Source organism: Paenibacillus sp. FSL F4-0097, from assembly GCF_038593125.1.
GTDB lineage: Bacteria > Bacillota > Bacilli > Paenibacillales > Paenibacillaceae > Paenibacillus_AQ > Paenibacillus_AQ odorifer.
Map to the genome: position 1 here is coordinate 5,178,254 of NZ_CP151965.1, position 24,172 is coordinate 5,202,425.

Consider the following 24,172-nt stretch of genomic DNA (forward strand, 5'->3'; position numbering starts at 1 on the left):
TTAGCCCTCCTTTCCTCCACTTAATTTCATACGTGGGTCAATCAATACATAAGCAATATCAGTAATAAAGCGGGCAACCATGAGTAATACACCATAGAAAATGGTTATCCCCATAATAACGGTATAGTCACGGACACCAATCGCTTCCACGAACTGTTTACCAATACCCCCAACACCAAAGATCTGCTCGATAACAACCGAACCAGTTACGATGTTAGCTGTCATTGGCCCCATATAAGTAACAACAGGTAGAATTCCGTTACGAAGTACATGACGGCTCAGAATAGCCATCCAGCTCAATCCCTTTGCTTTAGCCGTTTTGATATAATCCGCATTCAAAACTTCAAGCATGCTTGAACGGGTCAAGCGGGCGATAAAGGCGATCGGCTGTGCCGAGAGCGCGGCCACGGGTAAGAAATAATAGATTGGCCCTTTAAAACCTGAAACCGGTACCCAACCCAGTTTGAAAGCAAATACGTACTGCAGTAATGACGCGACTACAAAGCTCGGAACCGCAATCCCCAGAACTGCCAGCACCATAGCTGCGCTGTCAATAAACTTTCTGTGATAGAGTGCCGCCAACATGCCGAGAAATACTCCGACAATAACCGCCACAACGATTGCGACGAGTCCCAGCTTCAGCGACGCTGAAAAGGTTTGACTGATCAAATGTGATACATCTTGATTTAGGCGTTTCATTGAGACACCTAGGTCACCTTGGATAATATCACCTAAATACTTAAAATACTGATGAGAGAGCGGCTTGTCCAGACCATATTGTTCCATCAGACGTGCTTTAATTTCTGGCGGTACCTTCTTTTCAGAAGTAAACGGATCCCCCGGAATAGCTTTCATCAAGAAAAAGGTAGCTGAAATCAATACAAATAGAGAAACCAACATATAGAAAAACTTATTTGCGACATAACGAACCATCCCCATCACACCTCCTCCGACAATTTTTGATACACATAATAATGATTTTATGAAAAAAACGGATTTTTGTCTATTTTCTATATATGTTATTAATAACATTAATTAACAAATAGACAGGAGTACAAAAAAAAGGGATATATATGGAATTCCACATATATATCCCGAAGTATTCTGCAACTTCAGTCAACTAACTATTCTGTTGTAATTACTAAAGCAATATCTTAGTGCTCAAGCAAGTATCCGCGAGTCAAGTCAATTGCACCACTAAAGTCAAGAGTAACACCTTTAAGGTACTCTTTAGTCAGGGAGTTGTTAGTGTAGTAGTACAAAGGAATCAGAACCATATCTTGCTCGATGAGCAATTTTTCAGCTGCAGCAAACTTTTCTTGACGTACTGCCAAGTCAGTGCTTGTTTTAGCTTCGCTGATCAATTTGTCATACTCAGGGTTAGCGTAACCAGTATCATTGTTACCGCCACCTGTTACCCACATATCAAGGAAAGTCATTGGATCATTGTAATCCGCAGTCCAACCAGCACGAGCAACTTGGTAGTTCAGGTTTTGACGGTTTTCAATAAATACAGCCCACTCTTGGTTAACGGTTTGTACGTCGATACCAAGATTGTTTTTCCACATATCAGCAATCGCCAAAGCGATTTTCTTGTGACCTTCACTTGTGTTGTAAGTCAGGGAGAATGTAGGCAGTTTATCCATACCTTCTTCTTTCAGACCTTCAGCAAGCAATGTTTTAGCTTGTTCTAGATCTTCAGTGAAGTAGCTATCTTTAACTGCTGTACGGTATTCACCATCAGCACCAGCGATACCTGGAGGTACAAAACCGAATGCTGGGAATTGTCCACCTTGAACTACATTGTCAATCAAAGCTTGGCGGTTAAGCGCCATTGCAAGAGCTTTACGGATTTTAGCGTTTGTAAATGGTTTTTCAGTGATATTGAATTCGTAGTAGTATACGGAAGCAATACCTTTACGGCTGAATTCGTTAGGAAGTTCTTTTTGTACGATTGGAATTTGTTCTGATGGAATTTCACCAGTTGGTCCGCCCGCACGATCATATTCACCGTTCTTGTAGCTGAGCAGTTCAGTTGCACCGCTGTTTACAAGGGAGAAATCGATAGCGCTAAGTTTAATGGAATCTTTATCCCAGTATTTATCGTTTTTAGTTACAACAAGAGTTTGACCAGTAGTCCACTCAGTAAGAGTGAAAGCACCGTTAACGATCATAGAATCTTTGCTTGTTGCCCATTTAGGATTACTCTCAATGGATTTGTGTACAGGGTAATAAGTGTAGAAGGAAAGCAATCCAAGGAAGTAAGGAGTGGAGGATTCAAGAGTAACTTCAAGAGTTTTCTCATCAATCGCTTTGACACCTACTTGACTGAAATCAGTAATTTCCTTGTTGTAGTACTTTTCAGCATTTTTGATGTAGTACAATTGATAAGCGTAAGGCGCAGCAGATGCAGCAGCAGGATCGAGCACGCGTTTCCAAGCGCGAACGAAATCTTCTGTTGTTACAGGATCGCCGTTACTCCATTGTGAATCACGGAGTTTGAAAGTATATACCAGACCGTCAGCGGAAACTTCCCAGCTTTCAGCAACACCTGGTTCAGCTTGACCTGTTTCATCATTCATGCGAGTCAAACCTTCGTACATTGTTTTCAGGACAGTGTTAGCTTGGCTATCTTGCGCCAATCCTGGGTCAAATGTTGGAGGCTCAGAACTAAGGTTAATTCTCAATGTTTGGTCAGCAGCCAATTTTTCTTCTGTAGCTGCATTACCAGTTGCCGTGTTACCAGTGTTAGCATTGTTACCTTTATTGCCGCTGTTTGCATTGTTTCCGCCGCAGCCAGCAAGCACTGTGCCGATAACAAGTACTAATGCAATCATTAGCAATAGACTTTTACTCTTCTTCATCTAGCAGTTCCCCCTAAATAGAATGTGGTATATGGTTTATGATTATACAACCAGTGGTCAAAAAAATCTAGTGCAATGTTTTCAGAAAATATTTTTTTTTTAAAACTTTAAACTTTTGTGACGTTGACGCTTCACCGAAGCAGTGGAACGTTACATCGCTTGTGATATGTAGGTAATTAGCCCAACAAACATAAATAATAAATATCCGACGCTCATAAAAAAGAACGAAAGTCTCCAAACTGCCCGAAATAACCGCTTCCCATCTACCTTTCCTTTCATCCGATTTTGAGCTCCGCCAATCAGTCCAGCGGATATTAATACAATAATTAGTATAAGGTAAAACCCAAAACCGGAATTAAAGATGTTATTAAACAATGCGGAGACCGACAATAATAAAAAAAATGTGGTCACGTCCATAGCGAGCATAAAAGTTTTCTTTTTATCTTTTTTTAAGCCTTTTCCAATGAAAAAAACAATCAAAAACGGCACAATCGGAATAACGCTTAAAGTAATAACCGAATCCATCAGCAGTCCCATAGCTTCACCTCTCCCCAGAGATCATACCCCAATACCTTCTACTAATTGGCAGAGCCAGCGATTTAATGGTGCCGACACTCCAGATCGTTCTGCCATTTCTACAAGACTTCCATTGATCCAACGAATTTCTGTGGTTCTTGAAGCAAGTACATCTGCCAGCATAGATGAAATATTGCCAGACGTTAACCGGCACACCTGAAGGATGTTATCCCAAGCATCCTTATCATAAGTAATTTCACAGAAATCATACACCATTGTTGCTTCTTCAAAAACTTCCTTCATTAATTGGAGGCGTTGCTCTGAAGACAGCAGCTCCCCATTTGGAATACGCCAAATCGCCGTGAGTGGATTAATAACGGCATTGATCAAGAGCTTCCGGTAAATCATGGTATCCACTTCATTCGACAAAAAGGCTGCGAATCCTGCCATTATGAGAACTTCTATTAAATTATTCGCTTTTAAATCATTATGTATGCTATGAGCTTGTCCATCCCCTGAGCTCCATTTTCCTATCCACACCTCCCCTCCTCCTGCATGAATGACCTCAGTTAATGATTTGCGCTTCGCAGCCTCCGTAGTCACAGCTACATATAAATTGGCGTCCGGCAACAAGCCCCCCAACATCTCCATATGTCCTGTACCATTCTGAAAACATATCATATGTACTTGCTCTTCCTTAAGTAGGGATAGAAATTCAGGCAAATCATTATGTAGAGTATTCTGTTTAACCGTCACCACGATCCAATCACTCGGCTCTTCTAGATAAGCACCAGCGAACTCCCCTATTGGCGCGGATACAAACTGATCTTCCGAAATTGTTATCGGCTCGCGTTCATCCTCGTAGGTAACCGTTAAGCCATCACGCCCTAATCGTTGGCATTGTTCTATCCCTCGGCACCACAGTCTCACATCATTCCCGGCTTGGATCAATCTCCCTGCCAGCAGCAGCCCGAGTGAACCTGCACCAATTATATCAATTTTCATATAACCCTCCTGCTGATCTTAAGCACAATTTTTCTAAGTATACCAAAAACCCCGCAAGTGGTGCTTAAAAAGCAGACCACTTGCGGGATTGTTAGTTAACCTATCGTTTATTCAATGCGTTCTAAATTTCCGTTACCATCCATTTTGAAACGAGTCTTCATTTCTTCTTCTTCTTCATTTAAGAAAGCAAGCCTGCGAGCACGATCCATAATCTGAATTAAAGCTTTGTAATCATCGTTGACTACCCGGTAGTCGCTTTGAGCAAGATTAACCTCTTTAGACAACCGCTCATTCTCAGATCGTAATTCTGTTAATTCATCTTCCTTCTCGCGCAGATCTCTTTCCAGCATTTTCAGCTGACGTCCTGCTTCCTGGATCGTACCCTTCCATTGTCTTAAGAAACGAATGACCGCATCAATGGATAATGTGTTTTCACTTAATCCCTCACCGCGCCCAAATTCCTCATCGACATCACCCAGAATCAGACCAGCTACTTGCGCTCCTCTTACTGACGGCTGCTTTTTCAGGTAGCTACGCTTTTGACGCTGCCCTTTAGCAATACCGATTGCACCTTCATAACTTTTCCGAACACAACTGTTCCAGCGGAATCCGCAAGCGGCCGATGTTCTGCCGATTTTTTCGCCCACCTCTTCAAAAGCGGCAAGCTGTGTGCTGCCCTCCCGAATGTGTCGCAAAGTTACTTCTGCCAATATTAGATCATCTTCTGCACTCCAAGCGTCCTGTCTAACGGCTGTCATAAAGCCAAACCTCCTAACAACGTCATGAAATAACCATCTCCATAACCGGCAGTTCTGCCGGGTAGTGAATAGGGATAAAAGCTGCTTACTCCATTTCTATGCTTCTCATAGAGTTCATAGAATCTATTTGATACTAATTTGTATTTCCATTATCTGCGTACATCATACGCATAAAACTATAAATTCTCTTTTTTAAAGCGCTAATCACTCAGGTCAATTATAAAAATCACATTTTTTGAAGATTAGTGCATTTTTTTCAATGAATTCGTTTACACATAATTATGTTGAGGGTATAATAAATCGAAGGAATATTCGTTAGATACATACTGGAAGGGGGACTCTCTCTTGGACCGCATGTTTCGGGTATTAGGTTTTTTCACATTAGCTATTGGATTGATGGCTTTCGCCGGAGGTCTAACAGAAATGGCCTTGCTTTTCTTTTTGCAAACAGCATTTTTCGTAATACTTGGCTATATGAAATTTACTGAAAAAACTTATGTTCTTCTCTTCTGGGCATACATGATTCTGACTTTCACCGGATTTAGTTATTGGACGATCTTTCAAATGGGTCTTCCACTATAAATTGCAGTACTCTTTTGGAGCGGATGAGGTCCTTATCTTATAAGGATCACTTCCGTTTTTTTGTTTGTATGCTATTTTAGAAGGGTTAAACATATTATTAGTACATACATATATCATTTCAAAAAAAAGGTGGTGGTGTGGTGCGCTCCCGCAATTTACAAAGCCGCATGATTGCAACCATACTAATTCTCTTCTGCTGTACTTTGTTTCCGTTACAACCTGTGAAGTACTTGTCTGCCGATCCTAGCGGTGATTTTTTCAACTCTGCTATACCAGATAATGAAGAAACCCGTAAACTACTTGAACAGACCTTGTCTTCTGCAGAAATTGAACGTGAAATCATCAAGATTACAGCCGAACAAAAAGCGCTTGAACAAAAGGTAGAAAGCTTGAACAGACAAGCTACCCAGAAAAAAACAGCCATCGCGGACCAACAGGAACGGGCAGGTGCAGTTGTGCGTTCTTATTATATGGGGGATAGAGATAATCTTCTGGTCGCGTTTTTTTCAGCAAAAAGTATCAGCAGATTCCTGGCTCTGTTCGATTATTATGAGATTATTATTGGGAATGACCGCGATATTCTCTCACAATATGAAGAACAATATAAGGATTTGAAGGATACCATTCAGACTGCGAAGCGAAACTCGGAAGAGCTCGCCCGGCTGCGCACGGCTCTGGAGGAACAGCAAGTTCGGGTAAACGCGCTCAACAAGGAAATTGAGGGTGGGATTAAAAATAGCAGCGATCCTGAAAATATGAGTACTCTACTTAAAGAATTCACATTATATTGGGAGAATATCGGCCTGCACGAGGTAAAAACATATTTCAAGGCGTTATCCTCCGCAATGAATAAACTACCACAGTTTGTTCAGAATCGAGAGGGTGTACTGACTCGAAAGGGAATGACTTATGAGCTAAACCTGAAGGAAGAGGATTTGAATGAATTTTTGCAATCACAGAATTCGCTGTTTAAAGACTTCGCCTTTCATTTCAATGACGGTTCAATTACTGCCACTGGAAAAAGCGGAGCGCTAGCTCTTTCACTGACCGGTCACTACACCATTCAGGAAGAACCGATCAACGGCCTTATATTCCAAGTCGATCATATTGTATTTAATGGTCTTGAATTGCCTGACACGACAAGAAAAACGTTGGAAGAAGAATTTGACTTAGGCTTTTATCCTGGAAAAATAGTATCTTTCCTTCGTGCCACGGCAGTAGATAGCCAAGAGGGCGTCTTGCATGTTAAGCTTTCCATTTCATTTTAGACCTTCTTTTAGATATTCTTTGTAGCCTTCCGCATCTATCTGCCCTGTTAATAGTAATGATACAGCTTCAACAACCTTACTCCAGCCGCCCTGTGACTCATCCTCCGGGGCGGTTTCTTCTGTCAGCAATAGCTCAACATCGAAAGGAAGTTTGTATTTAAAAGCATGCTCCGAACGATAAAGAACATCAAGCGCCGGCAAGCTCCCCGTATTCTCCAACCAATCCAACTGAGCATCCTCTGAGGTGATAAAAGTCAGCCAATTCACAGCTTCCTTTGGACTTTGAGATTGAGCTGGAAGGGCAAAAGATCGACTGTAACAGGATTCAAACCCACCTCCGTTATTGGCAGTCAGCGCCGGAACAGCAGCAAGGGATGAATTACCATGCTTCTGCCACTCGGATAACGGTAAAGAAGCAACCGCGACACTACCTCCTTGTAGCATATCCCAGACATCTTTATTGTAGCGGCTGGTGAGATAAAAATAACTGCGGGCGTTCTGAGTCCAATTCAACACTTCTTGGTTATCTGCTAACAAGCTGCTATTCATGCTCTCCATTACCGCTGACAATCCATAAGGATTACGGGTATCCATCGCGAGTAAATATTTTCCTTGCTCTTTAAGCACATTCTGAAGCAGGATATTCCACTCTTCGAGGCTTTTGGGTAATGCATTAAAACCCAGCTCCGCCAGCCGTTGTGGGGAATAAACGAGCACGTAAGGATCTATATCTAACGGGACTCCCCAATTATATCCATTCCACTGCATCAAGGGGATCAACTGTGTTAACGGTGCACTCCCCGGAACGCTCTGATACACATCCATCGGCAATAAATATCCACGTGTGGCCCAGTCCAGTATGCTTCGTCCATCTGCCATGACTATATCCGGGCTGTCCCCGATCGTTAAATCATGCTTCAATACCTCATCGGCATCCTCAATATCCACATTGCTTAAAATAACCTTTACTCCACTTTCTAAGGTATAACGGTTGCTAAGGAGCTCCAGTTCACTAAATTCTTCGCTATTTAACGATACTCTTATATGTAAGCTATCTATAGTTCCCTCATCTCCGGAAGAGGGATGGGTCGACTGACTTTGCGGTCTTTTCATAGGACGTGGATCGTTACTGGTACTCAATTCCATACTGGGCGACAGGCTTGTCAGCGATAGTAGTAAAATTGCAAAAAGCAGCCAATAATTTTTGCGTTTCAGCACGATTTCCCACCTTCCCTTTTGATTGGTCTCCCCTATTTTACCAAACCCTCCGGTGCTTGTCTTTAGTTTGTGAAACCGTTCTCTTTCTATTATATGGGTGAAACGCCAGAGGCATTAAAAATAGGAAGGTGATCTGACCGCCATTACAAGAAAGCTTTGGACTTCCGATCGCTGTTATCCTCAGATTTCCTGATTTAATTACCGCATCATGCGGTTAAAATCCGAGGATAAAGGCGAACGCTTCGCTTCTACAGTTCCAAACTTTCTTTCCATGGCTCTAATCACCACAACCAACTTTAAATTCCTCTGCCGTTTCCGGGCGGGCAGGAAAAAGCCGGGAGTGTTTGCTTCTCCCGGCTGAAAATTGGATTCATGAACGGCTAGAGTAGATCCGCGGCCAATTGCGCCAAGCGGGAACGTTCACCTTTTTCCAAAGTAATATGTCCGCTAATCCCTTGCTGCTTAAACTTCTCGACGATATAGCTCAGTCCGTTGCTCGCAGCATCCAGATATGGATGATCGATTTGCTCCGGATCGCCCATTAGAATGACTTTACTTCCTTCTCCCGCTCTGGAGACAATGGTCTTCACCTCATGACGGGAAAGGTTCTGCGCCTCATCAATAATAATGAACTGTGATGGGATTGAACGGCCGCGAATATAGGTTAAGGCTTCTACCTGTATACTGCCTAACCCCATTAAGATTTTATCGATATCGCCAGCTTTTTTGGTATCGAACAGGAATTCCAGATTATCATAAATAGGCTGCATCCAGGGTCTAAGCTTCTCATCCTTCTCACCGGGCAAGTAACCAATGTCCTTACCCATAGGAACAACCGGACGGGCGATAAGCAATTTTTTGTATTTATGTTCATCCTCCACTTTGAATAGTCCGGCTGCAAGCGCCAATAACGTCTTCCCTGTCCCAGCCTTACCCGTGATCGTTACGAGCGGGATTTCATCATTTAGCAGCAGCTCCAGTGCCATTCGTTGTTGAGCATTACGGGCGCTGATCCCCCAAACCGAATCATTGCCCAGATAGAGTGGCTCCAGACGTGTGGCATCACTATTCACTTTTAGAAGAGCTGATTTGCCAGTGCCAATCTCATCCTTGAGAATCACAAATTCATGAGGGTACAACGGATACGACAACGCGAGCTGTTTTACCGTCAGAGAGCGGTGACTATAATATTCATCAATCAATGCGGGATGCACCTGCAGAGATTGGTAACCAGTGTATAGTTCATTTAAGTCTCCAGTACGATCTGACAAATAATCCTCTGGCGTAATTCCAAGTACATCCGCTTTAATACGAACCAGTACATCCTTGCTCACAAGCACAACGGGACGCGGATCAGGCTTCTCATTCTCTTCATTCAAATAATTGAGCGCAACAGCCAAAATCCGATTGTCGTTAGACACCTCACCAAACATTTCCTGTACCTTCACAAAACTGCGATGGTTAAGTTCTACCTTCAGCTTGCCTCCATGCTCCAGTTCCACACCGCTATGCAGATGACCTAGTTCCCGGAGTCCATCGAGCAATCGGGATACCGTACGGGCATTCCGACCGATTTCGTCAGCATTGCGCTTCTTGGAGTCGATTTCTTCCAGCACAACAGCCGGAATAACCACCTCATGCTCCTTGAAAGAGAAAATTGAATTGGGGTCGTGCAAAAGCACGTTGGTATCTAGCACAAATATCTTGTTCATATTATCCCCTCCACAGCGCCTGGTTTGATTGATCATACATAACTCTTTCCGCCAAGGGAAAAGATAAGGTACAGAAACGATTCATTGGCTGAAAGGAGTAATCACATATGAGAAAATCAATATGTCTGTTGCTGGTACTGCTGCTACTGACAAGCTGCGGTATCGCTAATAAAAAGACATCACCCTCTCCTCAGAATAAACAATCTGCGAATGCTGTAAAGGGTACGGGGAACCATGAGGTTCGGCAATTGTCCAATGATGGTGCGACTAATCCTAAAGCCACCTCAAAAGCTGGTCAAGCCGTCAATGTTAATGGAGAAAATGAAATTGCACTTAAGGATCATTTTGAACAGTTGGCCAAAAGAGTTCCCGGTGTAAATGGCGCACACTGTGTAGTCATGAACAAAGTTGCCATTGTTGGTCTTGATGTAGAAGGTTCTCTAGGCCGCTCACGTGTAGGAAGCATCAAATATTCTGTAGCAGAAGCTATCCGCAAAGACCCAAGAAGTGTACGGGCGCTTGTCACAGCGGATATGGATCTCTCCAGCAGATTAGCGGAAATGAGCCGCCATATCTCCAAGGGACATCCGATTTCCGGATTCTCATCCGAGCTGGCTGATATTATCGGACGAATCATGCCACAGCTGCCAGAGGATACCAAGCCGCAAAGAAATGCACAGTAGTGGGTAAAGGACAAAAGAAGTCCTTAGAATTCAAAAAAAGCCCAGTGATATTTTCACTAGGCTTTTTTCATGGCAGCAAATACTTGTCCGTCCAACTTCTCAGCGGCACGTCCATCATAAACTTTCGCATATCTTGGGGCGGAGTCAAGCTGCGCGCCGTAAAAAAGCGCGTTGCGGACCGCTTTAATTTCAACATCAAAACAGCACATCTTAAAGGGAACATCCTCTAGCGGGTCCTGCCTTACAGCAGCACTACCGTTAATGGCATAGACAGTTCCTTCACCAAACACAGTTATAGTTATTAATGGATTAACCTTCATATTATTCACAAGTCTTGAACGATGATCAATAGCCAAACGCACAGTACTAGGACTAACAGCATAAAGCCACGAAATAGCTGTGGATGTAGGACCGCCTGTCTCCGCATCAACTGTGTTTAGAAGAACAAAGGTTTCCGATTGCAGCATCGATAGCAAAGTTTCATTCAGCTGAGCAACGGCTTCGGACATAAGTACTGGCCCCCTATGCGACGTTAATTCATTCGATTTATTATATTATAGCACAGGCTGAAACTTGCATTCAATTTTAGCTATGGAAGATATTAAGGTCCTCAAGGCGCCTCAGCAGTTGTCGAATCAGCTCCAGTGGAAATTCCTGCAATTCGATCCTGCAAGCTTTTCTTAGCGGCCTCCAACTCCTCATCATTAATATATACATATGGACTTCGCCACGTACCAGTAACCGGCTTGAATTCGATATTCTCTTTGGAAATCTTCCAATACGTCGCAATCATATCTTTGATTTGCGAATTTTCGATATCTGTCTTCATGTTACTGTCCACTGCATCAAGCACCTTGCCGATTTTCAATACGCCACCAAGCGATTGCATCTGATCCACCAGACTGTTCAGGACTTCGTTCTGGCGTTTGTTGCGATCAAAATCATCTGAAGCGTTAGTCTTAGGCTTGCAATTGGATTTACGATACCGCACATAGTCCAATGCATTTTTTCCATCCAGCTCTGCCGGACCCTTTTTCAGATTGATATTCGTGCCGTCCACAGTGTCTGTATAACACATATTTTCACTAATATTTACTTCGACTCCCCCAAGCTCGTCCACCACATCCCGGAAGCCCTGAAAATCAAGAATCGTTGTATAATCTACATCAATGTCCAAATACTTACCCATCATCGTCTTCATCTCGTCTTCAGCCAGTAGTCCGGAGGATTTCTCCTTACCCTTGAAGCGAGCATAAAATTCATTAATCTTCGTTTTCTTATAGCCGCTTAGCTCCACATAGGTATCACGAGGAAGCGAAACTATGGTCGCTGATTTGGTCTTAGGATTAAGTGCTGCAACCATGATTACGTCAGTCAAATAAGACTCGTGTTTAGGTCTGTTATCCGTTCCCAGTATAAGCATCGTCAGTGGCTTTTCTGAAGCGGATTGCCCTGGGGCAACCGTACCCTCAACCCCTGCATTAAATACGCCATGCTCAAGCTTCCAATACAGATAACCGCCATAACCCAGCACGCCGAGGATCGCAATAATTAGCAAAGTTAACAATACTCTAACTAATCTGCCAAAAAAACCTCTCTTTTTCACTTTCTTTTTCGTTTTTTTCTTAGAAACACCCTTCACAGGCTGTTTTCTATTAGTAGGTTGTTGCCCGTTTGCTCTTGGAGGTAAACCGTTGTTTCTTGTACTCATAATAGAATAAAGTCCTTTTCATTTCATTTAGAATTAGAATTGCTACATTAATTAGACGATCCTTAAGGTACAAAAGTTGCGATTACGATCTCTTCGTTGCTGCTGCGGCCTTTCTCTTCTGTCGAGCTTCTACTATATAACGTATCCGTACCATCAGCATTAATCCGACAGCAACCAACAGACACTGGATAATCGGAAGCTTATCATGTTGGAAAATTAGGAGCATGCCAGAGCCAATCGCCATCATTATGTAGAGCATGATTTCCTTGCCAATCGATAACTTTTGATTCACACGAAAGACTTGATTATAAACAAAAGTAAGCAATATAAAGATAACAATATAAGCGACGATTGGATGCTCAGCGAACCACACCTGCATAGATAACCGCACTCCTCCCAAATTTAAGATACGTTTACATTATATCATCAGTAGGGGAATTTTTTGTTTCTTATATTAAAAAAAGCCGCCGGATGCAATAATCCGGCGGTCTTATTCATAAGCATGTGTTTACGCGTTGGCTTGTGCTGTTTTACGTTGTTTCTCTACACGTTCGCGTTCGCCTTTGTTCAGAATCTTTTTACGCAAACGAATGGATTTAGGTGTAATTTCACAATATTCATCATCGTTCAAATATTCAAGTGCGCCTTCCAAAGAGAAGGTGCGTGGTGTCTTCATTTTTACAGTATCATCTTTGCCTGAGGTACGCATGTTGGTAAGTGCTTTTTCCTTACAGATGTTAACGATAATATCGTTATCACGGGTATGCTCACCTACGATCATACCTTCATAAATTTCTGTACCTGCATCCAAGAAGAGAATACCACGATCCTCAACACCCACGATTCCGTATTGAGTTGTTGATCCAGTCTCACTTGCTACAAGCACACCTTGATGACGTCCGCCAACTTGACCAGCAACCAGTGGAGCGTAGCTGTCAAAAGCATGGTTCATAACGCCGTAACCGCGTGTCAAAGTCAAGAAGTAAGTGTTGTAACCAATCAAACCACGTGCAGGAATCAGGAACTCCAGACGTACTTGACCCGTACCGTTGTTAATCATATTGACCATTTCGGCTTTACGAGTACCCAGACTCTCCATAACAGAGCCCATGCTTTCTTCTGGAATATCAATCATTAGACGCTCAAGCGGCTCCATTTTGACACCGTCGATTTCTTTAATGATTACTTGTGGTTTAGAAACTTGCATTTCGTAACCTTCACGACGCATATTCTCGATCAGAATACCAAGGTGAAGCTCACCGCGTCCAGAAACGATAAATGCGTCAGGACTATCAGTTTCTTCCACTCGCAAGCTCACATCTGTTTCAAGTTCTTTAAAGAGACGCTCACGTAGTTTACGGGAAGTTACCCATTTACCTTCTTTACCAGCAAAAGGACTGTTATTCACTAGGAATGTCATTTGCATGGTTGGCTCGTCAATCTTCAGAACCGGAAGTGCTTCAGGGTTTGCAGGATCAGCAATGGTCTCACCAATGTTGATGTCCTTGATCCCTGCAATAGCAACAATATCCCCTGCGCCCGCTTGCTCTGTTTCAATACGTTTCAAACCTTGGAAGCCGAACAATTTCTCGATACGTGCAGTTTTGCTCTTACCATCACGCATAATAACTGTTACAGATTGACCTTGTTTGATCACACCGCGGTTAACACGTCCAATCGCAATACGACCCAAGTATTCGTTATAATCCATCAACGTTACGAGGAATTGAAGCGGTTCTTCAACACTTTCGGTTGGAGCTGGAATATGTTCAACGATGGTTTCGTAGAGCGAAAGCATCGTTTCATCTTGTTTCTCAGGATCCATGCTTGATGTACCATTAAGAGCAGATGCATAAACAACCGGGAATTCCAATTGTTCGTCATTTGCTTCAAGTTCGATGAACAAATCGAGCACTTCATCAATAACTTCCTTAGGACGAGCAGCTGGACGGTCAATCTTGTTCACGACAACGATCGGTGTAAGTTTTTGTTCCAATGCTTTACGCAGAACGAATTTCGTTTGCGGCATGCAGCCTTCATAAGCATCAACAACCAGCAATACACCGTCAACCATTTTCATGATCCGTTCTACTTCGCCACCGAAGTCAGCATGTCCAGGTGTATCCACAATGTTGATCAAAAACTCTTTATAAGTAATTGCTGTATTTTTAGCTAGGATTGTAATTCCACGTTCCCGCTCGATATCATTAGAGTCCATAGCACGTTCTTGCAAGTGCTCATGGGCGCTGAAGATCCCCGATTGTTGAAGGAGCTGATCGACGAGTGTTGTTTTGCCATGGTCAACGTGGGCAATGATCGCAATGTTGCGAATATCTTTTCTTGAATGCATGATTTGTATCCAAATCCTCTCATTTATCAAATTAAAACTGTTAAAATTCATAGCATGTCACGGCAGTCTCACAAAAGAAGCGCCAGGCAGAAAGCCGACGCTTCAACATAACATTAATATTATAGTGAAAGTACCATGAAAAGCAAGTCTTTTTATGAAAAAACAGTTACCAATTTCCGTTTTTTTTCACAAGATCCTACAGCAATTAACTTCGGTACCATCTATTCCGGCCACGTGCTCTGCCTCGACCGGTAATCAGCCAAATTCCTGCAGCTATTAATACAATCCCGATCAGGTAGATCGCGCCGGTGCCCATAAGGCTGAAAATACAAAGTGCAAGGCTTAGTAAGCCTAATGTTACAGCAATTGCTGACAGTCCACCCGTCCGTCTTGGTTCATAGATAGAATATTCATACAAGCCCACGGCAAGACCAAGCAACAGCACAGGCCATAAGTTACTCATAAGCCCCCATCCCCAAATATTGCAAAGGCCAAACAACAAACCGTACACCGTTAATATCCCAGCAGGAACCAATACCGAGGCCGAAGCACGACGGCTGAAAAATAACATGTGCAGCACTATTCCTGGAATTAAAATCACTAGAGGCCAAAGCGCGCGGCCCAAAAATCCGAAGACGCCCAGCTTACCTAATAAAATCACGATGCCAGCAGCAACAATAAAAATTCCTAGCTGTATATCTTTCTTTGAAGACATCCTTCACCCATCCCTTCAATTTCACGTCTACCTCATTTCCTCGTCACCTTATAGCCTGAAAGCGACAGGATTCTTACTCATATATTATCCGAAACATACACAAAATGCCATCACTCCCTGTGATTAATCAGTGTCTATAAGCACTTCTGATCGCGCAAAAAAAACGGACAATTCCAATTTATGGAGATGTCCGTTTAGTATTGCCTTTTATTGCAGTTTATTAACCTGCAGATGTTTTTCTGCGTTTAATTGCTCCCGTAACCACAACTAATATGCCTAAGGCAATGGGCAAAAAGGAATGTAAGGAGGGGAATAAAAAGGAGAGCATCGTCCCTAATTTTGCATCCTGAAGCAACATATCCCCTGCTGTAAACGCCAATATATAAGCACCGATAAATACGAGCACTGGAAACCGATGCAGCCAGCCTACAATGATGCCGCTTCCCCACACTACTATCGGAATGCTAAGGGCAATCCCGATGACAATTAAAGCCAAATCTCCTTTAGCTACTCCTGCAATGGCTAGTACATTATCCAGACTCATAATGAAGTCTGCTACAAGAATCGTTCGGATTGCTTTCCAGACTGAGGATGATTCCCTTACTCTGAGATCCTCCTCTTCCTCCAAAAGCAGCTTGAACGCTATCCATAGCAGCAGCATCCCCCCTCCAGCCTGAATATAAGGGATTTTTAATAGCAATACCGCAACAAAAGTAAGCAAACACCGCAGAACAACTGCGCCTGCTGAGCCCCACCATACCGCAGTCTTTCGGTGCTTCGCCGAAAGATCCTTGCTGGCCATTGCGATAACCATTGCATTATCTCCGCTCAGCACCAGATTGATCATCAATATTTCACCAAGGAGCAATAATGAATCCATTCGCACTTACCTCCCCGAGTCACATGTAACTACTTGTATGTTCGGAAATGACAAGCTATGCTTCCTGTCCAACTTTTTTTGAGCGTGAACGCATGTTGGCTCCTTTTTTTGCGTATACAAAACTAAGCATATTTTGAAGCTCAATCTAACAAAACTTGGGAGTGACTTCGCTTTGAATACATCCATCTGGGAGTTTATATTATCGCTGCTCAACATTATTTTTCTAGATCTTATTCTGGCGGGAGATAATGCCATTGTGATCGGACTTGCAGCGCGTAATTTACCGTCCGACACGCAAAAAAAGGCTATCGTATTTGGAACAGCAGGCGCTGTAGTGTTGCGGATCTTCGCAACGATTCTGGTCGTATGGTTGTTGAAAATCCCCTGGTTACTGCTTGCCGGTGGGATTTTACTCATTCTGATTGCCTATAAGCTGTTAACCAGTGAGAACACTTCAACAGATATCAAGGCAGGTCAAAGCTTGTGGTCCGCTGTAGGTACAATCATTTTAGCTGATGCTGCCATGGGCCTTGATAATGTGATCGCCATTGCCGGAGCTGCCAAGCATAATATCTCACTGGTTATCATAGGACTGCTGATCAGTGTCCCCATCGTTGTGTGGGGAAGTACCCTTTTTATTAAATTAATCAACAAATATCCATGGATCATTTATATTGGTTCTGCTGTCTTAGGTTTTACTGCTTCAAGTATGATGACGGATGAACATCAGCTTGCGCCATTTTTTGATCATCATCCGCTGCTCAAATATCTGTTTATAATCGTGATCATTATAGGTATCTTGGCAGCGGGACATTGGAAACGCCAATCAAAACCAGAAGAGCCTCAGGAGGGCACAATCGTCTAAACCACAAAAAACTGCCTCAGAACGTAGATTTCACTACACTTCAAGGCAGTTTTTTGGTTTATTATTTTAGAACCATTCTTCCTGTAATCCCGCCTCGACACTTACAACATCACTAGGCTTCTCATCTCCATAAGGAGTGATTAACACGGTCTCTGTGGCTTCAATCGCCGCTTCCAGAAGTTCAGAATATCCCGGAAGCGTAGCCTCTATCTTATCCACAATCCGTAAATTCGGATTTGTTGTAGGTGATTTTGGAACAAATAAAGTACAACAATCCTCATAAGGAAGGATAGACAAATCATAGGTGCCGATGTTCTTCGACAGGTCCACGATATCACTTTTGTCCATCATTACCAGCGGACGCAGAAGGGGGAGGGTTGTCGCCCGGCCAATCACGTTCATGCTTGGCAAGGTCTGGCTAGCGACTTGTCCCAGACTATCCCCGGTTACAATCGCCAATGCACCTTCGCGCTCCGCAAGCTGGGTAGTAATTCTCAGCATTGCCCGCCGCATCAGTGTAATAATCAGATTATCCTGGCCGATGCCGGTAAAGGAAGTCTGCACTTCTGTAAAGGGTACCAGATGCAGCTTGATTACACCCGCATAACGTGACAATACTCGCGCAAGATCCACAACCTTTTGTCTAGCAAGCTCGCTTGTATAAGGATAACTGTAGAAATGCACGCACTCCACTTCAAGTCCGCGCCGCATGGATGACCAGCCTGCTACGGGACTATCAATGCCACCGGACAGCAATAACATCGCTTTTCCGTTAGTGCCTAATGGAAATCCACCTACACCGGCAATATTTTCACAGAAAATATAAGTATGTCCCTGACGAATTTCGACCCTCAGCTCTAATTCAGGCGATTTAACGTCTACGGTGAGGCCAGGATATCCTTGCAATAGTGGTGTCGCGATCAGTTTATTCATCTCAATGGAGCCGTAAGGGAACTCTTTCCATACCCGCCGAGCATTAACCTTAAATCTGGTGCCCGGAGCAGGCGCGATTATCTCCAAAAATTGACGGCTTACCGCTACAATATCCTCAAGCTCTGACTTAGAAACCTTCACTGGACTGACAGAAGCAATGCCAAAGACATTCTTCAGTGCTTGTACCAATTCAATCGCAGATTCCCCGTTCAGTTCCACGTAAATTCTTCCGAATTCCTTGCTCAGAACTACGTTTGGATAAGGCTTAATCAATTCCTTCACATGACGCAGTACGGTTTTTTCAAATCGGGTACGATTTTTGCCCTTTAAAGTAAACTCCCCAAAACGCAGGAGCAGCATATCAGCGTATTCTATACTATGGGCTCTGCCTTCTGCAGATTCCTTGTTCATCATGCTCATTTGTTACTTCATTCCTCCTTCAGCAATCTTTAAAGCTTGTACCGCAGTGGTTAATGCTTGCTCAAGCGCAGAGACATCCTCATCTGTATGACTGTCGCCAAGGCTAATACGAATCCCACCTAAAGCACTGGAGACATCTTTACCCATAGACAATAACACACGACTAGGCTCAGCCAGTCGTGAGGAGCAAGCCGAGCGGGTGGAGACTACCATCCCCAGTTCCTCCAGCTTGCGGGCGAATACCTCTCCCTTCATGCCAGGGTAAGAGAAATGCACAATATGGGGAGCTCCATCCTCTCTGCTGTTTATAACAAATTCAGGAACGGTGCGCAAGAAGCGTAATAATCGATCTCGGAGTGGAACCAACTGGGCAACGAAGGTTTCGCGCTGCTCACCACTCATGCGGATAGCTTTGGAGGATGCGACAATCGCAGGTACATTTTCAGTTCCAGCGCGTTGTCCTTCTTCATGAGAGCCCCCTGTAAGCAATGGGAATAGCTTAATTCCATCTTTGATATACAGTAATCCCACTCCACGTGGGCCTCGAAGCTTATGAGGAGACAGGCTATAAAGATCCACCTGCCAATCCTTTAGATCAACTGCAAGCTTACCATATCCCTGAACACCATCTACATGAAATAAGGTTCGCGGATTCACAGCTTTAATCAGCTTACCCATCTCTTTAAGCGGTTGTATCGTTCCAATCTCGTTATTGACATGCATCACACTAACAAGCACTGTGTCGCGCCGGACAGCAGCAGCTACGCGCTCAGGATCAACAACGCAAGTGCTATCGGGTGCTACAAAAGTAACCTCCCAGCCCATTCGCTGCAATTGCAGGAAACTCTCATATACAGAGGGATGCTCTATTTCTGTAGTTACCAAATGGCGGCCTCTAGACTGATATTGCAGAGCAGCGCCTTTTATCGCCAAATTATTGCTTTCCGTTGCACCAGAAGTAAATAGAATCTCCTGCGGTTGTACAGATAAAGCAGCAGCGCATACTTCACGCGACCGTCTGATCAGCTTACCCGCTTCACTGCCCGCACGGTGCAAAGAGGAAGGGTTCGCATAATGCAGCTTCATAATTTGTTCCATCGTCTGCACCACTTCTTCATAGGGCGGTGTAGCGGCGGCATAATCCCAGTAAAGCATATGTCAAATGTCTCCTTTACTTCGTTGAGTGAACTTATTATCGAAAAAGGATCAAACGGTGTTTCCCGTTTGATCCTTTTTATTATACCGCGTATTGAGCGCGAGCGCGTTCTATTTTGAAGATATAAGACTGTGTCTCTTTTGGAAGCAGGCTAAGTTTCTCCAATAATTCCTGATCATTGGTTACTCCAAGATCTGTTACCCGTCCCGGCCCTGCGTTGTACGCTGCAAGTGCCATCTTTTCCTCTCCGCCAAAGCGTTTCAGTTGATAAGATAAATAACGTACGCCGCCATCAATGTTTTGCGCCGGATCGAACGAATCAGTAACCCCTAAGCCGCTCGCGGTGCCATCCATAAGCTGCATTAAACCTTTAGCCCCTGCCGAAGAGACCACATTAGGATTAAACGAAGATTCAGTATCAATCACTGCTTTGATCAGATCAATCGGCACGCCATATTTAGCACTCGCCTTCTGGATGAGATCATCATAGCTTGTAGGTGTGGAACCCGTTATTTCCCCGGAAATTATGTTATTGAAGGTTTCTGTTGTCCCACCTATCTGCTGCCATAACAAGCTGCTGACAGAAGTTGCATCCGGGAGAGAGGTCAAATAGCTTGAACTTTCACTACTCGTTGACATTGCCTGAAGCATTGTCGCAAATCCAGAAGCGGAAACTCCCGTTGACCGTTCATTTCCATTCGCGGAGCTAGTTTTTTCGGTTGTAGCCTTAAGGTTGATCCATTTAAGCTGCCCTAACCCGTCGGTTACAGCGGGATTGATCTGCATGCTGGCGCACTCCTTTTTTTGTCCTACTCGAATCATATATAAGGTTTCGCGTTGAAATTTCGATGAATTACGGCTTAATCTTACATTTTATCTGAGATTATTGCTATATGTTGGAATGAAAAAACAGACTTCAGACCCTGATATTTAGGTCTAAAAGCCTGTTTAGATCAAAGCAATTCAGTTCTTTTTAGCGCGCAAAGGGAATCATCACGAAGTAGCTTAGTGTCGCAACAATCCCTAAGCCCATTGCCCATGCCCCAAGCGTTTTTTGCTCTTTGACATAGGAATAATAACCAACTACGGCAGCGATGGGTCCGAGAATAAAGGACCAGATGAACAATGAGGCGATTCCCATCCCCAGTCCAACATACCCCATTACCCGGCTTCCACTATATTCCGCTTCACTGTCCTTGCGCTCTTCCACTATACGCGGGGCATCCCGTACCTGCATTGGAACCGGATTTACCTCAGCAGCGTATTCTTCGCGATGCTCTCTGTCCCGACGAGGATAGTCCACTCTCCGCGGACGAAGAATGACTTTTCTCGGAACGGATTGTTCCCGTGATGAGCTTGATTCATTATCCTTTTCTGTGTCCATTCTGGCGGCCTCCTAAGCGTTCGGCTTAAACGTCAGACAACATGTTGCAGATGATGTACTGGCATGATCGCGGTGACCTTCATTCGTCATTTCTTCAGCATATTCTTCCTTATAACCATTGCCTACGTGCTTATCGATCTCAATGACAATTTCTTCAGCCCGGCATAAATTATGCTCACCCCAATAATGACAATTGCTCACGCTACATTTTACTAATGGTTTTTCACTCGACATAATTATCACCTCGGCTTCATTATGTCCGCTCCATTTACCCGCTATTCGACAGAGTGGTTTCCAGTTGATGTATCGAGACAGGCTTTCAATCCACGCAAAAAAGGACCAGCTCATCGTCATTACAAAATGACAAAGTGCTGATCCCTTTAGATCACTATTTAGAAGTTAAACCTGATTTTGCATACGTTTCTCGGTCAAATAGTCGTTCTCATAATAAATGAGATCATCGCGAAGATCTTCATACGTTTTGGTGATTTCTAGGATGATATCACGTGCGGGACGTACTGGCTTTTTGCGGAAACGGATTGCATCCTGACCAGTATAAGCGTAACGGCCATCTTCAGAATAGCTTTCATTTTTCGGATAAAAGAAGTTGTTCACGCCATAGTGATATACATTATAAAGCGCTTTCTGTGCAAAAGATTCATCGAATGTCGCACGACGCAGCGCAACGCCTAATTTCTCATATGACATTTCCGAGAACACTAATAGATGACGAAGATCGGACAGAAAACCTTGGTAAAATTGTACAGTTTCCTCATCTCCCTCAACTACAAGCTGAGGCAATGCATGCTCATTTAGAAATACTTCCATTTTGTCGATTACCACTTTAAGTTTATCTCTCGTCGATTCACATAATTTCTGCACATTGGCTGCTGACATAGCGGTTGCTCCTCCTTATTATTCCCTGCTCTTGTAGTCAATAAAGTTAATCCTCTGAAAGAAACCGCCCTAAGGACGTATCTCTTTATTCTTGCAATATCAGGATGTGAACACAGAGAAGTCTAACCTTCTGAACAATTATTAAGAACAACATCTAATGAGGTATCTCTTACAAAATCAAGAAGACAATTCGAGATACTTATTCTCTCTGATATTATCATAAAAAACGTTAGGAAGGTATCCTTTTCTAAGATGCATAAAAGATACGCTCTCTTCTAAACCTATAGACATTACATTGCATAGAGGAGCGGAAATCATGTCACGAAAAAATCTAACAGTTGCAGGTTTGGTTACAGCAGCTTTTACAGTTGGGTTACTTACCTTTGCCCTGCGGCCTGCCACTAATGGGACGACCAGAGATGCCGCTAAAGTCGCTGTTCAGAATCCGGCTCCAACTTCAGCTTTGCATTCACCTCCAAATCCCTCTCAGGAAAAAACATTAAAGAAAACCTCCTTAGGCCAGGATGTGGAGGCGACAGATCATCTGAATAGAGTCGATGTCAGTAGACATTTAACTAAACTCCTGTCTGAAACAGACGGGATGTCTTCGATTCATGATAAATCAGTGTATGCGAAACGATTGCAGCAAGACCACGGGTTTATCTCCATGCTGATGTGGATCGATTTTCGCACACAAAAGACTGAGACCTTTAAGTCATCTTTTCCAAAAGGAACCGAACAGGAGAACAAGCAGCTTCAAAAATATCTCAATACGGCAAAATCAGCAATCCACGGTCATCAATCCTATGAATCTCCAACGTTTACAATCGGTAAAGAAAAATATTACTTTATCGCTCAGCGGAACAAACAGAAAAATGTAGGGATTATTGCTCTTATTAACCAAAAGGTGCTTGGGCGTGTGGCAGACCATCAGCTGAAGAACCTGCGTCTCATTCCGTATCCTAAGGAAGGCAAATACCATGTGGAATCAGTCCATACCGATAACTTAAAGGACATTACAGTCAAGACCGGCCATGATAACGAAAATGCCAGCCATTTTTATGAGAATGAAATTGTAGTCCGTTTTCAGGGAAATGCTCCGACTCAAGGACAGCTCCAGACGATAACCGCCGATATCCACTGCAAGCAGCCACGCAAGCTGGGATATGCCTATATCTTTCGCTCTGAGAAGATGACCTACTATCAGCTCAAATCCTATTTCACCAACAAATGGCATCCCGAATATACGGAACCTCACTATATGTATTTAACCAATGATACCATCACTAAAAACGCTGAAGGAACTGTCACTCCTAACGACATGTTATTCTCCACTTACCAATGGAACCTCCCGGCGATTGAAACCGAGCTAGGGTGGAATCTTTCCAAAGGCAGCAAAGAAGTGGTTGTGGCCGTGGTGGATACGGGAGTACAGATTAATCATCCTGATTTACAAGGTAAGCTTTTAACTGGTTATAATGCCATTACCAATGGTTCCACACCCGAGGATGATGTAGGTCACGGTACACATGTATCTGGAATCATTGGCGCACTTGTTAACAACGGGGAAGGTGTAGCTGGCATCAGCTGGTACAATAAGATCCTCCCTGTAAAAGCGCTAGATAACTCAGGTGCCGGAACGACTTATTCCGTAGCAGAAGGTATCATATGGGCAGCTGACAATGGTGCAAAGGTTATTAACTTAAGTTTAGGGAATTATGCCGACTCTCAGTTCCTTCATGATGCGATTAAATACGCCTATGACCGGGACATCGTGCTTGTGTCTGCAGCAGGCAATGATAATACAGAGCGGCCTGGATACCCTGCAGCTTATCCCGAAGTGATTGCAGTGGCTGCTACAAATGCTTCAGGGGAAAAAGCCTCCTTCTCCAACTACGGCGATTATATTGATGTCGCTGCACCCGGAGAAAGCATCGCAAGCACCTATCCGGACAGTCAATATGCCGCTTTATCCGGCACGTCAATGGCCAGTCCCCATGTCGCTGCGCTGGCGGGTCTGGTACGTTCATTAAATCCTAATCTGACGAATAAGGAAGTTATGGACCTTATGACCAAAAACGCTGTGGATCTGGGAACTTCCGGCCATGATAAATATTTTGGCTGGGGTCAGGTCGATATTTATAAAACGCTACAAGCGGCAAGCGGCAATCAAGTCCCATTGCAGCTTTTCCCTCAACATGTACGCCAGCAAATGAATCAATTAAAACAAAGAACAAATAACACCCCTTAACTGT

At 43.6% G+C, this 24,172-nt stretch carries 24 protein-coding genes; 5 read left to right on the plus strand and 19 right to left on the minus strand.

Annotated elements, in window-relative coordinates; translation table 11 throughout:
- The 5 genes from MHH86_RS23280 to MHH86_RS23300 all read right to left on the minus strand — a co-directional run bounded on the left by MHH86_RS23280 (position 1) and on the right by MHH86_RS23300 (position 5,143).
- Entirely contained in the window at positions 1 to 933 is a 933-nt protein-coding gene (locus tag MHH86_RS23280; RefSeq protein WP_036683691.1) for an ABC transporter permease, read from the minus strand.
- Between the two features lie 221 nt (positions 934 to 1,154).
- Positions 1,155 to 2,864 (minus strand): peptide ABC transporter substrate-binding protein, encoded by a 1,710-nt coding sequence (locus tag MHH86_RS23285; RefSeq protein ID WP_036683694.1) that lies wholly within the window; start codon positions 2,862 to 2,864, stop codon positions 1,155 to 1,157.
- A 150-nt stretch (positions 2,865 to 3,014) separates the two neighbouring features.
- Positions 3,015 to 3,401, minus strand: coding sequence for a DUF3397 domain-containing protein (locus MHH86_RS23290; protein WP_036683696.1), 387 nt, complete (start codon positions 3,399 to 3,401; stop codon positions 3,015 to 3,017).
- Between the two features lie 21 nt (positions 3,402 to 3,422).
- Positions 3,423 to 4,385, minus strand: coding sequence for a 2-dehydropantoate 2-reductase (locus MHH86_RS23295; protein ID WP_341171005.1), 963 nt, complete (start codon positions 4,383 to 4,385; stop codon positions 3,423 to 3,425).
- Positions 4,386 to 4,492: 107 nt separating this feature from the next.
- Entirely contained in the window at positions 4,493 to 5,143 is a 651-nt protein-coding gene (locus MHH86_RS23300; RefSeq protein ID WP_036683702.1) for an RsfA family transcriptional regulator, read from the minus strand.
- 345 nt (positions 5,144 to 5,488) lie between these two features.
- Here MHH86_RS23300 and MHH86_RS23305 point away from each other — a divergent pair, with 345 nt between their 5' ends.
- Positions 5,489 to 5,725: a DUF2626 family protein gene (locus MHH86_RS23305; RefSeq protein WP_036683705.1), complete on the plus strand. Its 237-nt coding sequence runs from the start codon at positions 5,489 to 5,491 to the stop codon at positions 5,723 to 5,725.
- Between the two features lie 167 nt (positions 5,726 to 5,892).
- A complete protein-coding gene (locus MHH86_RS23310) occupies positions 5,893 to 6,993 on the plus strand; it encodes a hypothetical protein (protein WP_036683942.1) in 1,101 nt (366 codons plus the stop codon).
- On the opposite strand, the gene MHH86_RS23315 is transcribed toward MHH86_RS23310, so the two are convergent.
- The gene (locus MHH86_RS23315; protein WP_342479437.1) at positions 6,985 to 8,211 is read right to left on the minus strand and encodes an extracellular solute-binding protein; all 1,227 of its coding nucleotides are present in this window, start codon (positions 8,209 to 8,211) and stop codon (positions 6,985 to 6,987) included. The two genes, MHH86_RS23310 and MHH86_RS23315, sit on opposite strands and share 9 nt — an antisense overlap.
- Positions 8,212 to 8,591: 380 nt before the next feature.
- Entirely contained in the window at positions 8,592 to 9,923 is a 1,332-nt protein-coding gene (locus MHH86_RS23320; RefSeq protein ID WP_036683710.1) for a PhoH family protein, read from the minus strand.
- Positions 9,924 to 10,030: 107 nt separating this feature from the next.
- On the opposite strand from MHH86_RS23320, the gene MHH86_RS23325 reads away from it, so the two are divergent.
- Positions 10,031 to 10,606, plus strand: a complete 576-nt coding sequence (locus MHH86_RS23325) for a YhcN/YlaJ family sporulation lipoprotein (protein WP_036683713.1) — start codon at positions 10,031 to 10,033, stop codon at positions 10,604 to 10,606.
- Positions 10,607 to 10,662: 56 nt separating this feature from the next.
- On the opposite strand, the gene MHH86_RS23330 is transcribed toward MHH86_RS23325, so the two are convergent.
- The 6 genes from MHH86_RS23330 to MHH86_RS23355 form a co-directional block, all read right to left on the minus strand.
- Positions 10,663 to 11,115 carry a pyridoxamine 5'-phosphate oxidase family protein gene (locus tag MHH86_RS23330; protein ID WP_036683715.1) on the minus strand — a complete coding sequence of 151 codons (453 nt, stop codon included), beginning with the start codon at positions 11,113 to 11,115 and terminating at the stop codon, positions 10,663 to 10,665.
- A 101-nt stretch (positions 11,116 to 11,216) separates the two neighbouring features.
- Positions 11,217 to 12,317, minus strand: a complete 1,101-nt coding sequence (locus tag MHH86_RS23335; protein WP_340892437.1) for an LCP family protein — start codon at positions 12,315 to 12,317, stop codon at positions 11,217 to 11,219.
- Between the two features lie 82 nt (positions 12,318 to 12,399).
- Positions 12,400 to 12,696 (minus strand): YlaH-like family protein, encoded by a 297-nt coding sequence (locus MHH86_RS23340; protein ID WP_341031215.1) that lies wholly within the window; start codon positions 12,694 to 12,696, stop codon positions 12,400 to 12,402.
- Positions 12,697 to 12,825: 129 nt separating this feature from the next.
- The gene (typA, locus tag MHH86_RS23345; protein WP_036683723.1) at positions 12,826 to 14,667 is read right to left on the minus strand and encodes a translational GTPase TypA; all 1,842 of its coding nucleotides are present in this window, start codon (positions 14,665 to 14,667) and stop codon (positions 12,826 to 12,828) included.
- A gap of 205 nt (positions 14,668 to 14,872) precedes the next feature.
- Positions 14,873 to 15,382: a hypothetical protein gene (locus MHH86_RS23350; protein WP_094902353.1), complete on the minus strand. Its 510-nt coding sequence runs from the start codon at positions 15,380 to 15,382 to the stop codon at positions 14,873 to 14,875.
- Between the two features lie 220 nt (positions 15,383 to 15,602).
- Positions 15,603 to 16,262 (minus strand): TerC family protein, encoded by a 660-nt coding sequence (locus MHH86_RS23355; RefSeq protein WP_036683728.1) that lies wholly within the window; start codon positions 16,260 to 16,262, stop codon positions 15,603 to 15,605.
- A gap of 172 nt (positions 16,263 to 16,434) precedes the next feature.
- On the opposite strand from MHH86_RS23355, the gene MHH86_RS23360 reads away from it, so the two are divergent.
- The gene (locus MHH86_RS23360; RefSeq protein WP_076098540.1) at positions 16,435 to 17,127 is read left to right on the plus strand and encodes a TerC family protein; all 693 of its coding nucleotides are present in this window, start codon (positions 16,435 to 16,437) and stop codon (positions 17,125 to 17,127) included.
- A 66-nt stretch (positions 17,128 to 17,193) separates the two neighbouring features.
- Here MHH86_RS23360 and thiI read toward each other — a convergent pair whose 3' ends face one another.
- The 6 genes from thiI to MHH86_RS23390 all read right to left on the minus strand — a co-directional run bounded on the left by thiI (position 17,194) and on the right by MHH86_RS23390 (position 21,917).
- The gene (gene thiI / locus MHH86_RS23365) at positions 17,194 to 18,474 is read right to left on the minus strand and encodes a tRNA uracil 4-sulfurtransferase ThiI (protein ID WP_232061544.1); all 1,281 of its coding nucleotides are present in this window, start codon (positions 18,472 to 18,474) and stop codon (positions 17,194 to 17,196) included.
- A 9-nt stretch (positions 18,475 to 18,483) separates the two neighbouring features.
- Positions 18,484 to 19,635 (minus strand): cysteine desulfurase family protein, encoded by a 1,152-nt coding sequence (locus MHH86_RS23370; RefSeq protein ID WP_342479438.1) that lies wholly within the window; start codon positions 19,633 to 19,635, stop codon positions 18,484 to 18,486.
- A gap of 82 nt (positions 19,636 to 19,717) precedes the next feature.
- The gene (locus MHH86_RS23375; protein WP_038572880.1) at positions 19,718 to 20,422 is read right to left on the minus strand and encodes a lytic transglycosylase domain-containing protein; all 705 of its coding nucleotides are present in this window, start codon (positions 20,420 to 20,422) and stop codon (positions 19,718 to 19,720) included.
- A gap of 187 nt (positions 20,423 to 20,609) precedes the next feature.
- Complete coding sequence (locus MHH86_RS23380; RefSeq protein ID WP_036683759.1) at positions 20,610 to 21,020, minus strand: hypothetical protein; 411 nt, start codon at positions 21,018 to 21,020, stop codon at positions 20,610 to 20,612.
- Positions 21,021 to 21,032: 12 nt separating this feature from the next.
- Positions 21,033 to 21,254 (minus strand): DUF1540 domain-containing protein, encoded by a 222-nt coding sequence (locus tag MHH86_RS23385; protein ID WP_036683762.1) that lies wholly within the window; start codon positions 21,252 to 21,254, stop codon positions 21,033 to 21,035.
- 165 nt (positions 21,255 to 21,419) lie between these two features.
- The gene (locus tag MHH86_RS23390; protein ID WP_036683764.1) at positions 21,420 to 21,917 is read right to left on the minus strand and encodes a YpuI family protein; all 498 of its coding nucleotides are present in this window, start codon (positions 21,915 to 21,917) and stop codon (positions 21,420 to 21,422) included.
- Positions 21,918 to 22,233: 316 nt separating this feature from the next.
- Between MHH86_RS23390 and MHH86_RS23395 the strand changes: the two genes are divergently transcribed.
- Complete coding sequence (locus tag MHH86_RS23395; RefSeq protein WP_076146039.1) at positions 22,234 to 24,168, plus strand: S8 family peptidase; 1,935 nt, start codon at positions 22,234 to 22,236, stop codon at positions 24,166 to 24,168.
- The last annotated feature ends 4 nt before the right edge of the window (positions 24,169 to 24,172 follow it).